This is a genomic window from Bradyrhizobium sp. (assembly GCF_049798375.1).
Classification (GTDB): Bacteria; Pseudomonadota; Alphaproteobacteria; order Rhizobiales; family Xanthobacteraceae; genus Bradyrhizobium.
Genome location: NZ_JBARGP010000272.1, coordinates 1 through 11,308, shown reverse-complemented (window position 1 = coordinate 11,308; position 11,308 = coordinate 1). Strand labels below are relative to the sequence as shown.

Below are 11,308 nucleotides of genomic sequence, written 5' to 3'. Positions count from 1 at the left end.
CACGGCCTGCCGCCGAACGCCCATGGCATGCGTGGCCTGAAGGCGATGGGCTTCTCCGACGCCCGGCTCGCCGTGCTCGCCGAGACCTCTGAGGACGACGTCGCCGCCAAGCGCCGTGGGCTCGGCGTGCGCCCGGCGTTCAAGCGCATCGACACCTGCGCGGCGGAGTTCGCCTCTCCCACCGCCTACATGTACTCGACCTACGAGACACCGTTCGCAGGTCAACTCGGCGACGAGAGCGCGCCGTCCGACAAGAAGAAGGTCATTATCCTCGGTGGCGGTCCGAACCGGATCGGCCAGGGCATCGAGTTCGATTATTGCTGCTGCCATGCGTGCTTCGCGCTGCATGACGCCGGCTATGAGACCATTATGGTCAATTGCAATCCGGAGACGGTGTCGACCGACTACGACACCGCCGACCGGCTGTATTTCGAGCCGCTCACCGCCGAGGACGTGCTGGAGATCATTGCGACCGAGCGCACCAACGGCACGCTGCACGGCGTGATCGTGCAGTTCGGCGGCCAGACCCCGCTCAAGCTGGCGCGCGCATTGGAAGCCGCCGACGTGCCGATTCTCGGCACCTCGCCCGAGGCCATCGACCTCGCCGAAGATCGCGACCGCTTCAAGCGCGTCCTCGACAAGCTGCACCTGAAGCAGCCGAAGAACGGTATTGCCTATTCGGTCGAGCAGGCGCGGCTGGTCGCCGCCGATCTCGGCCTGCCGCTGGTGGTGCGCCCGTCCTACGTGCTCGGCGGACGCGCGATGCAGATCATCCGCGAAGAGAGCCAGCTCGGCGACTACCTGCTCGGCACCCTGCCCGAGCTGGTGCCGGCCGACGTCAAGGCACGCTACCCGAACGACAAGACCGGCCAGATCAACACAGTGCTCGGCAAGAACCCGCTGCTGTTCGACCGCTATCTGTCCGACGCCACCGAGATCGACGTCGATTGTCTGTCCGACGGCAAGGACACCTTCATCGTCGGTATCATGGAACATATCGAGGAAGCCGGCATCCATTCCGGCGACTCCGCCTGCTCGCTGCCGCCGCACTCGCTCGACGACAAGACGATCGCCGAGCTGGAGCGGCAGACCCGCGAGCTCGCGCTCGGCCTGGACGTGGTCGGCTTAATGAACGTGCAATACGCGATCAAGGACGGCGCGATCTACGTGCTCGAGGTTAACCCACGCGCCTCGCGCACGGTACCCTTCGTCGCCAAGGTGGTCGGTACGCCGGTCGCCAAGATCGCGGCCCGCATCATGGCCGGTGAGAAGCTCGCTGACTTCGGTTTGAAAAAGCGCGAGCTCAAGCATGTCGGCGTCAAGGAATCGGTCTTCCCCTTCGCCCGCTTCCCCGGCGTCGATACCGTGCTCGGGCCGGAGATGCGCTCGACCGGCGAGGTGATGGGCATCGACCGCTCCTTCCAGATCGCCTTTGCCAAGAGCCAGCTCGGCGGCGGCACCCGCGTGCCGCGCAAGGGCACCGTGTTCGTCTCGGTGCGCGACTCCGACAAGACGCGGATCGCCGACGTGGTGCGGCTGCTGCAGCAGGCCGGCTTCAAGGTATTGGCCACCTCGGGCACGCAGCGCTTCCTCAGCGATCACGGCGTGCCGGCCGAGAAGATCAACAAGGTGCTGGAGGGGCGGCCGCACATCGTCGACGCCATCACCAATGGGGACATCCAGCTCGTCTTCAACACCACCGAGGGACCGCAGGCGCTCGCCGACAGCCGTTCGCTGCGGCGCGCTGCCCTCTTGCATAAAGTGCCGTACTACACCACTCTCTCCGGTGCCGTGGCGGCAGCACAGGGCATCCGCGCCTATCTCGGCGGAGACCTTGAGGTCCGCACCCTGCAGAGCTACTTTTCCGACAACTGATCGCGGCCGGTGCGGTTTCTGCGCCCGCTAAGCGATTGGCGACGATCGGCAATCAGACTGGCCCCGCGGGGCGGCGGCAGGAACAAGCCGCATGGTCTGATGTTGTCTCGGCCTTCCCGAGGCCGAAGTTTTGCTTTCGGGTTCGCGCCCGAAAGGCCTATCCTGAAGACGTTGCTCGTGCGCGACCGCTGGCCCGCACGATGGAAGGACGAAAGAGATGGTTGAAAAGGTTCCAATGACGTCGGCCGGCCATACCGCGCTTGAAGTCGAACTGAAGCGCCGTCAATCGGAGGACCGTCCGCGCATCATCGAACACATTGCGGAAGCGCGCTCGCATGGCGACCTGTCGGAGAACGCCGAGTACCACGCCGCCAAGGAAGAGCAGTCGCACAACGAAGGCCGCATCGCGGAGCTCGAGGACAAGCTCGCACGCGCCGACATCATCGATGTGACCAAGCTCTCTGGCGACACCATCAAATTCGGCGCCACCGTGACCCTCATCGACGAGGACACCGAGAAGAAGATGGTTTGGCAGCTCGTCGGCGAGGTCGAGGCCGATGCCAAGAAGGGCAGGATCTCCATTACCTCGCCGCTCGCACGCGCCTTGATCGGCAAGACCAAAGGCACCACCGTCGAGGTGATGGCGCCCGGCGGCGCCAAGTCCTACGAGATCGCCAAGGTGGAGTGGCGCTAGCTTTTCTCGGATATGTCGTGTTTTGCAAAAGGTCGCGCCCCGCGCGGCCTTTTTGTCGTTTGTTGCCGCTGAAATCTTTTTGATCGGGCGGTGTTACGTCTGTGGGGCCGTTGCGATCGGCCGACGGCAGCGGCGGGACGTGGGTGACGAAGTCCGGCTATTAGGTTACAGCTGAAATCTTAAAGTTTCCAAATTGGGGGATGACGATGGAGCAGATGTTTTCCAGGTATCAGCCGGTGGCGCTCAGCCTGTTTCGTTTCATCACAGGGCTGGTGCTGTTTCAGTATGGCTGCGCCAAGATCCTGAAGATTCCCGCGGAGTCGATGTTTTCAAAGGTCGAAATCACATCGCTCTATGGAGCTGCAGGCTGCATCGAGCTGGTCCTCGGGGCGTTGCTGATTCTCGGCCTGTTCACCCGACCGGTCGCCTTCATCTTCTCCGGCGAGATGGCGTTCGCCTATTTCATCAGCCATGCGCCGAAGAGCTTCTTCCCGGTCGTCAACGGCGGCTCGCTCGCGATCGCGCTTTGCTTCGCCTGCCTCTATCTGGCGACCTCGGGCGGCGGCCCGATCAGCCTCGACGCGATGCTGCGGAAGAAGACGTAAGCGTTCGCTTTCCCTATCTCCAACGCTGTCATGCTCCGCGCAGGCGGAGCATCCAGTACGCCGCGGCAGAAGAGATTGGGCCGAAGGGTCACGGCGTACTGGATCGTCCGCCGAAGCCTGTCATCCGGCCGGCCGAAGGCCGGACCGGGTGGCCGACGATGACAGCGCGGTGGGACAATGACCGTCGAGCCCTACTCCCGTCCCTTCACTTCCAGCGGCACTGCCGCGTCGTATTTCGAATTTTGCAGCACCAACGAGGTCCTGACGTTGCGCACATGAGGGGCGGCGGTCAGGTGCGTGACGAATTCCTGGAATGTCGCCATGTCGGGTGCGACGCATTTCAAGATGAAATCGACCTCCCCCGACAGCATCCAGCATTCGCGCACCAGCGGCTCGGCGCGGACGAACTCCTCGAATGCGCGCAGGTCCGCATCAGCCTGGCTGGACAGATGGACCGAAGCGAACACGGTGACGTCGAAGCCGAGCTTGCGCGGGTCGAGCAGGCCGCGGTAGCCGGTGATGTACCCCTCTTCCTCCAGGGCCCGCACCCGCCGCAGGCAGGGCGGCGGCGAGATGCCGACCCGCCGGGCGAGCTCGACATTGGTGATTCGGCCGTCGGCCTGGATCTCGCTCAGGATCTTCAGATCAATCTCATCCAGATTTTTCGACACGGGAATACGGGGTCCTGGCGGGGAAATGAGGCTGACCCAGCGGGCCAGGGGTGGGAACGGCAACTCTCTTAGCCCAGCTTGGCGCTCTTGCGCAATTTTATTGCGCGGACTTTCCCCACTGACCGGCTCGTGAAGGGAAAATTCGCCGAGATGCGTTGCAATTCTTGCATAGCTAGCCAGATGTCTTAGACTTGGATTTGACATTTTTTGACGCGGCCGGGGGCGCTTTTGCGCATTCCGCCCCCGTATCAGCCAAAAAGCATCCCCGCCCAGCGAGAAATCCGGCACATGCAAGCTCCGATCTATGCCAAAGTCGTCATTATTGGTTCTGGCCCCGCAGGATACACCGCGGCGATCTACGCGGCGCGCGCGATGCTGGAGCCGGTACTGATCCAGGGCATCCAGCCGGGCGGCCAGCTCACCATCACTACCGACGTCGAGAATTATCCGGGCTTCGCCGACGTCATCCAGGGCCCCTGGCTGATGGAGCAGATGGAGAAGCAGGCTGCTCATGTCGGCACCAAGATCCATACCGATCTCGTGACCAAGCTGGAGCTCGGGCAACGCCCATTCCGGCTGACCTGCGATTCCGGCGACGTTTACCTGGCCGAAACCGTCATCCTCGCCACTGGCGCCCAGGCGCGCTGGCTCGGCATGCCTTCGGAAGAGAAATTCAAGGGTTTTGGCGTATCGGCCTGTGCGACCTGCGATGGCTTCTTCTATCGCGGCAAGGAGGTGATCGTGGTCGGCGGCGGCAACACCGCGGTCGAGGAGGCGCTGTTCCTGACCAATTTCGCATCGAAGGTCACCGTCGTGCACCGGCGCGACCATTTCCGCGCCGAGCGCATCCTGCAGGAGCGGCTGTTCAAGCATCCCAAGATCGCGGTGGTCTGGGACAGCGTGCTCGACGAGGTCTGCGGCGCCGACAATCCGTCCAAGGTCACGCATGCGCGGCTCAAGAACATCAAGACCGGCGCTGTGCAGAAGCTCCCTGCGGATGGCGTCTTCATCGCGATCGGCCATGCGCCCGCGACGGAGCTCGTCGCCGGGCAAGTCAAATTGAAACCCTCCGGCTATGTCGAGGTCGCAGCGAATTCCACGGCAACCTCGGTGCCTGGGCTGTTTGCGGCCGGCGATGTTGCCGACGAGACCTACCGCCAAGCGGTCACGGCCGCCGGCATGGGCTGCATGGCCGCACTCGAGGCCGAACGTTTCCTCGCGCATTCGCTAAGCGAACGTGCAGCGGCGGAATGAACTCCAGATGGTCAGATCACGCGACGGATTTACGGATATGGATTGGGATAAGCTGAAGGTGTTTCACGCAGCGGCGGAAGCTGGGAGCTTCACGCATGCCGGGGAGCAGCTCGGCCTGTCCCAATCGGCGGTATCGCGCCAGGTCAGCGCGCTCGAGCAGGAGCTGTCGGTCTCGCTGTTTCACCGCCATGCGCGCGGCCTCATCCTCACCGAGCAGGGCGACCTGCTGTTTCGGACCGCGCATGACGTGTTCATGCAATTGCAGGCGGCCCGCGCCAAGCTCACCGACAGCCGCGAACGGCCGAGCGGCGACCTCAAGATCACCACCACGCCGGGTGTCGGCATCAACTGGCTGATCCCGCGGCTCGGCGAGTTCACCGCGCTCTATCCGGAGATCCGCATCTCCCTAATCGTCACCGACGAAGAGCTCGATCTGTCGATGCGCGAGGCCGACGTCGCGATCCGGACCCGCAAGCCGACCCAGCCCGACCTGATCCAGCGCAAGCTGTTCGCGATGGGCTTCCATGCCTATTGCTCGCCGGAATACGTCAAGCGCTTCGGCACGCCGCGCACGCTCGACGAGCTCGACGCCCATCGCATCATCACGCTGGCCGACGGCCAGGTCGCGCCGCATCTGCAGAACCGCAACTGGCTGGTCGAAGCCGGACGCAACGGCTCCGGACCGCGCGAGGCCTACTTTAAGGTCAACAACATCCTGGGGTTGGTGCGCGCATGTCAGCAGGGCCTCGGCATCGCCGCGCTGCCGGACTATCTGGTCGAGGACCAAAGCCGGCTCGTGCAACTCTTTGGCGAGTCGGATTCGATCCAGCTCGACACATATTTCGTCTACCCGGAAGAGTTGAAAACGGTCGCACGCGTGCAGGTGTTCCGTGACTTCGTCGTGAGCAAAGCGCAGCGCTGGCCGTCCTGATTTTGCGCATGTCTGACATGCGGCCTGCCCGGTTGCTGCAGGCCCATGTGCACGCCCATAATGCTTGTGTACTGAGCGCTCGCGTTGCGCATTTGTCCCCCTCCTCCAGTGGCGCGGGTGCTCAGGAATCCCTCTTGGAAGGTGATTGTGTCGGCCTCACGTGGCCAATACCTCCAGCCGGGCTCTTCTGAGCCCGGCTATTTTTTTGGGCGCGCCACATCCGCAGGTTGACAGCGGAGCATGTGCCCAGCATGCTGCTTTTATGTTCACACGCGCGAGCCGCAAGCTGTCGTCGAAAAAAGCTCCCCTTCCGGGGAGGTGTGGACGCGCGCGCTAGACTTATCATCAACGCCGCTTCGCAAAACCCCGCCGGTCAGGACGGGGTTTTTTGTTGGCTCCCGTCTCCCGGCACTCAGGAGATGGATATGACCGACCTTCATTCAAGACTGCACGGCCTCTGGCTGCCGCTAATCACGCCGCTTCGGGACGGCGCGCTCGATCTGGCGTCGCTCCGCAACCTGATCCGCCATTATGCCGCACAGCCGATCGATGGCTTGATCCTGGGCGCAACCTCCGGCGAAGGGCTCGCGCTGTCGCTGACGGAGCTTGCGCAGCTGAGCGCGGAGGTGCGCGACGAACTCGCCAATGTCGGCCGCGAGCTGCCGATCTGCCTTGGCCTCACCGGAGCTGCGACCGCGCGCGTGATCGAGGCGCTGGACGCAACGGCTACCTGGCCGATCGATGGCTACCTGATCTCGAGCCCCTACTATGTGCGCCCCTCGCAGCGCGGGCTGCTGGCGCATTTCACCGCGCTGGCCGACCGCGCGGCGCATCCGGTCATGCTCTACAACATCCCCTACCGCTCCTCGGTCGGGCTCGACAACACCACGCTGCTGCAACTCGCCCTGCATCCAAACATCGCAGGCCTCAAGGACTGCTGCGCCAACCGCGCCCAGACCCGCGAGCTGCTGCGGGCGCGGCCTGCCGGCTTCCGGGTGCTGACCGGCGAGGATGCGCATTCCTTCGATGCGCTGCAGGCCGGCGCCGACGGCGCCATCCTGCTGTCGGCGCATGTCGAGACCGCGACCTTTGCCGCGATCCAGACCCAGCTCAGGGACGGCCACCAAGCCGCAGCCGCGGCGCTATGGGACCGCGTCTCGGAGCTGACGCGGCTGTTGTTCACCGAGCCGAGCCCCGCGCCGGCCAAGTACTGGCTGTTCCGGCTCGGCCTGATCGCCTCCCCCGAGGTGCGGCTGCCGATGCTCGAAGTCGGCGCCGAGCTTGCCGCACGGCTCGACCACGAGATCGCCAAGCGCTCGACGGCCACCGAGCCGCTGCGGGCTGCCGGTTAATCCGAAGTAGCAGGCCGGTTCAAATGCGGGGCATTTCGAAACCGGGTCCTTAAAGCCATTCCGATATGAGTTTTGAAAGGGAGCAGAACAGCGGGGATGCCGTGGCACTACAGGACAATCCATACTCGGTTCGGCAGGGTTTCAGCACCGAGGACATTCTCTGGGCGACCGGCATCTGGACCACGATCGTGACGCTGACGCCGATGATCCTGTTCTACCTGCTGATGGTGGCCTGAACGGCAAAACGCGCGGGCCACCCGCGCGTTCCTCCGTTCATCGTTGCAAACAGCGGCTCAAGCCGCCTGCTTGTGCATCGCGCCGTTGGCCGAGACGGTGCCCCTGATCGCCTTCACCGAGCGCTCGATCGCGGCCCAGAGTCGCGCGATCTCCTGCGCGGCCCGTCCCTCGCCGTAATACTCGCGCACGCCCTCGCCCTGGCCGAGCGCCATCAGCAGGTCGGCGCGGTTGGTGATCTGGCCGCCCCAGACCGGCGCCTTGAACTTGGCGAGCGCCTCGCGGGCGATGGTGACGATCGGGCTTTCGGCGTCGTCGCGGCGGGCCGGCGCACCGTTCACCACCACGGCATAGGGCTTGCGCGCGGCGCGGCAGGTCTGGATGGTTTCCTGCACGGCGTTGACGTCGAACACACCGGGGCGGGCCGGAATGATCACCATGGTGGCGTTCTTGATGGCGTCGTCGACCACGTTGGAAAGGTTCGGCGGCGTGTCGATCAGCACCCACTCGACGCCGTCGCGGCGGGCGGCCGCGACAATCCCGCTCACCGAGTTCACGGCGGTCTTGATCGGCGGCTCGTTGGTGCCGCGCAGCTTGTGCCAGAGCGTCAACGATCCCTGCGGATCGGCATCGATCAGCAGGCAGGACTGCTTCGACTTGATCTGCGCGGCGAGGTGAGCGGCCAGGGTGCTCTTGCCCGACCCGCCTTTACGCGATGCGAAAACAATAACGTTCATACCGTGGCCTCCAGATTGACCTTGGGCTCAAAAATGAATCACCGCGGTGATTCGCGGAAGACAAATTTAGTAAGGAATATGGCGCTCACCCTGATTGTCAGTCGCTGTTGGTTTTTGAGTCACACATCACACAACAAATGGCGGCATCACCGGCTCTTGATGGCACGAACGCGAGCCGAGGCATCTGCCCAAGACCATCCTGCGCCTGGCATCCGCAGCCCAGGGCGAAAGACAAACGACGAACAACAAACTGTAACGCTCGATCCGGGTGCCGGGTCCACATGTCGTCGATAGCGCTGCGCGCGCGTCTACGACTTCGCGGACTTCGTCGTCTTGTGCGCTTTCGCCTTGGCAGACCTCTTGGCGGACTTCTTGGCAGGCTTTGCAGGCTTGGCCGGGTGGATGCTGAGCGGCCTGCCGGCCGGGGCGTCCGCGACCATCTCGCGCGGCGCCGGTCCGAACTGCGCGCGGCATTGCGGCGACAGCTGCGACTTGTTGCGGGCCATGCAGGCGGTCACCCGATCGACATCGGGGATCTCCTGAGAGCACAAACGGAACGCATCGCCACTGCAGGCCTGCTGCTGCTCGGGGGTGTAGGCACGAGCCCCCGTCGCAGCCATCAGCATCGCCGTCAGCAGCGATGCCGCGCCCACGTAGCCCAACCGAATCCCGGTCATGAAAGTCTCCCCGGCCAGTTGCAAAGTGTGATTGAACGGCCCGGGATTCGCAAGCTGTGCGCCTGTGACGCAGTCACCCCGGAAAAGTACGTGCACGGGACGCGTCGGAGGCACGAACATCCGGTCCAACCGGTATCTCTGCACTCCCGACAGGTCCGCCAGTCGTCGCGGCGACAATGAAGCGCAAACCAAGCACGTCGACCAACCGGCTGCTGAGCGCTGCTGCCGCACCATCGTGCCCAGTCCAATGCCTGAACGAGATAAGTTCATTGCACTCCCCTGACTGCCGTAAGGCGCGCGCGCGGTCTCGCGGCATGAGCTGCCCGAGTTTGGCGGCGATAGGCCCTCATGAAGACGAGAGGGCGCGGGGAATGCCGGGCGCTGGCCTCGCCCATGGCCCGCCTGCGGAAAAAAATGCAGGCGGCAGGTACCACAGGTTCAGCCGAACATCCGGCATTCCCCGCGCGATGGCTTTACGGCTTATACGTGATCTCCTCGGTGCACCGGGCTTGTTGGCCACCGTCGTCACACTGATCATCATCAGCGGGGCTTGGCATCAGCGTCGGGATGCCAGGACCACACGATTTCGCCGTCCGCGCTCCTCAGTCGTCGCGCATAAGCGCCTGACAAGTCGCGGCCACCGCATCCCCGCCTCGCGTATCCTGACGATGCGCATACGTCCCTCTGCTTGAGGCGGGATGTGAGGGATGAAACACCTGATTTGGGGTGGACGTCAAGACTTATTCTGAAATTCGGAATCGCCCTCGCGGCCGCTGCAGCGCGAATGCCGACACATCGCCCTGAAATGCCGAGGTCACCACCCACCCCGCCGTCGTCCCGGCCTCGCGCCGTGACCCACAACCACCGCTGCCGATGTGGCGGAACGCTGGAGCTACCAATTCCCGTATCGCACCGGTCTGTGGTTATGGATACCCGCGTGCGCGAGGATGACGGTGGAATGTGACGTGCCATTTGCGTTCCCCGCAACAACTGTCCCGCACCGGCTATGTGTCCCGCGAGCAGCGCCATGAAGGCCTTCGACGAGGGATGTTCGGATGAGATGAATCGACGACGCGCGACACGCGCTGTAAAACGCGTATCGACAACAGGGCCGGATCGCTGCGGCCTCGCGGCGCGCAAAGCGCCCTCGACCGGGAGGAAGACCACACCATGCGCACCGTGCTGCTCGCCGCAAGCCTCTCGACCATCGCCCACGCCGCATCGGCACAAACCGCGCGTCCCGATCCCGGCCCGCTGACCATCGCGCGCCAGGGCAGCTTCTTCGTCGGCGGACGCGAGGTGAAGTCCGACACGCTGTCGACCGTGCCGGCCTACGCGCCGTCAGGCACGATAACGGTCGACCAGGTCTATGTGCGCTATCAGGTCCCGGCCGGGAAGCTCGCCGTTCCGATCACGCTCGTCCACGGCTGTTGCCTGACCGGCAAGACCTGGGAGACGACGCCCGACGGCCGCATGGGCTGGGACGAATATTTCGTCCGTCACGGACACCCGACCTACGTCATCGACCAGGCGTGGCGCGGCCGCTCGGCGGCGAATCCCTCCGCCATCAACGCGGTGCGCACCGGCAAGGCCGCGCCCGATCAGTTGCCGACAGTGTTTTCCTCCGGACATGAAGGCGCCTGGGCGATCTTCCGGTTCGGCAAGGACTATCCGCAGACGATGCCCGGCATGCGCTTTCCGCTCGCAGCGCAAGCCGAGTTCTGGAAGCAGATCGTGCCCGACAGCATCAACAGCCTGCCGACGCCCAACCCGACCGTGCCGGCGCTATCAGAGCTTGCCCAGAAGATCGGCGGCACCGTGCTGATGAGCCATTCGCAATCCGGCATCTATCCGTTCCAGGCGGCGGCCCTGAGCCGCGAAGGCATCGCCGGCATCGTCGCGATCGAGCCCGGCGCCTGCCCCGAACCGACGGCCGACATGACACCCTATGTGGGCCTGCCGATCCTGGTGCTGTGGGGCGACTATGTCGACGAGTTTCCGCGCTGGGCCCCGCGCCTGAAAAACTGCCGCGCCTTCATCGATGCGGCCAACGCCGCCGGCGCCAAGGCCGAGATGCTCGTGCTCCCGGAGGTCGGCATCAAGGGCAACACGCATATGCTGATGCAGGACGATAATAGTTTGGATATCGCGGACATCCTGATCGATTGGATCGGGAAGCATGTAGGGACGGTGAAGTGAGGCAGGGGCGGACGAGCCGTTGCTCGGAGATCGGTAGATATGAAAAGCTGCCGTATCACAAATAACAAGAAGTCAGCAC

General features: G+C 64.1%; 11 protein-coding genes. 8 read left to right on the top strand and 3 right to left on the bottom strand.

Going from position 1 to position 11,308, the window contains the following annotated elements; genetic code table 11:
• The 3 genes from carB to WA702_RS11610 form a co-directional block, all read left to right on the top strand.
• Positions 1–1,875: carbamoyl-phosphate synthase large subunit (carB, locus tag WA702_RS11620; RefSeq protein WP_425110662.1), on the top strand; the 1,875-nt coding region annotated here is incomplete at its 5' end.
• A gap of 217 nt (positions 1,876–2,092) precedes the next feature.
• On the top strand, positions 2,093–2,569 hold the full coding sequence (gene greA / locus WA702_RS11615; protein ID WP_425110661.1) for a transcription elongation factor GreA: 477 nt from the start codon (positions 2,093–2,095) through the stop codon (positions 2,567–2,569).
• Positions 2,570–2,775: 206 nt separating this feature from the next.
• Complete coding sequence (locus WA702_RS11610) at positions 2,776–3,174, top strand: DoxX family protein (RefSeq protein WP_425110660.1); 399 nt, start codon at positions 2,776–2,778, stop codon at positions 3,172–3,174.
• A gap of 191 nt (positions 3,175–3,365) precedes the next feature.
• On the opposite strand, the gene WA702_RS11605 is transcribed toward WA702_RS11610, so the two are convergent.
• Positions 3,366–3,845 (bottom strand): Lrp/AsnC family transcriptional regulator, encoded by a 480-nt coding sequence (locus WA702_RS11605; protein ID WP_425110659.1) that lies wholly within the window; start codon positions 3,843–3,845, stop codon positions 3,366–3,368.
• A 288-nt stretch (positions 3,846–4,133) separates the two neighbouring features.
• On the opposite strand from WA702_RS11605, the gene trxB reads away from it, so the two are divergent.
• The 4 genes from trxB to WA702_RS11585 all read left to right on the top strand — a co-directional run bounded on the left by trxB (position 4,134) and on the right by WA702_RS11585 (position 7,618).
• Complete coding sequence (gene trxB, locus WA702_RS11600; RefSeq protein WP_425110658.1) at positions 4,134–5,099, top strand: thioredoxin-disulfide reductase; 966 nt, start codon at positions 4,134–4,136, stop codon at positions 5,097–5,099.
• 7 nt (positions 5,100–5,106) lie between these two features.
• The gene (locus WA702_RS11595; RefSeq protein WP_425110657.1) at positions 5,107–6,030 is read left to right on the top strand and encodes a LysR family transcriptional regulator; all 924 of its coding nucleotides are present in this window, start codon (positions 5,107–5,109) and stop codon (positions 6,028–6,030) included.
• Positions 6,031–6,455: 425 nt separating this feature from the next.
• The gene (locus tag WA702_RS11590) at positions 6,456–7,382 is read left to right on the top strand and encodes a 4-hydroxy-tetrahydrodipicolinate synthase family protein (RefSeq protein WP_425110656.1); all 927 of its coding nucleotides are present in this window, start codon (positions 6,456–6,458) and stop codon (positions 7,380–7,382) included.
• 101 nt (positions 7,383–7,483) lie between these two features.
• The gene (locus WA702_RS11585) at positions 7,484–7,618 is read left to right on the top strand and encodes a hypothetical protein (RefSeq protein WP_425110655.1); all 135 of its coding nucleotides are present in this window, start codon (positions 7,484–7,486) and stop codon (positions 7,616–7,618) included.
• 57 nt (positions 7,619–7,675) lie between these two features.
• On the opposite strand, the gene WA702_RS11580 is transcribed toward WA702_RS11585, so the two are convergent.
• Together WA702_RS11580 and WA702_RS11575 are read right to left on the bottom strand one after the other, a co-directional pair.
• A complete protein-coding gene (locus WA702_RS11580) occupies positions 7,676–8,353 on the bottom strand; it encodes an AAA family ATPase (protein WP_425110654.1) in 678 nt (225 codons plus the stop codon).
• Positions 8,354–8,661: 308 nt separating this feature from the next.
• A complete protein-coding gene (locus tag WA702_RS11575; protein WP_425110663.1) occupies positions 8,662–9,150 on the bottom strand; it encodes a hypothetical protein in 489 nt (162 codons plus the stop codon).
• Positions 9,151–10,200: 1,050 nt separating this feature from the next.
• On the opposite strand from WA702_RS11575, the gene WA702_RS11570 reads away from it, so the two are divergent.
• Positions 10,201–11,229, top strand: a complete 1,029-nt coding sequence (locus tag WA702_RS11570; protein WP_425110653.1) for an esterase — start codon at positions 10,201–10,203, stop codon at positions 11,227–11,229.
• Positions 11,230–11,308 lie beyond the last annotated feature (79 nt).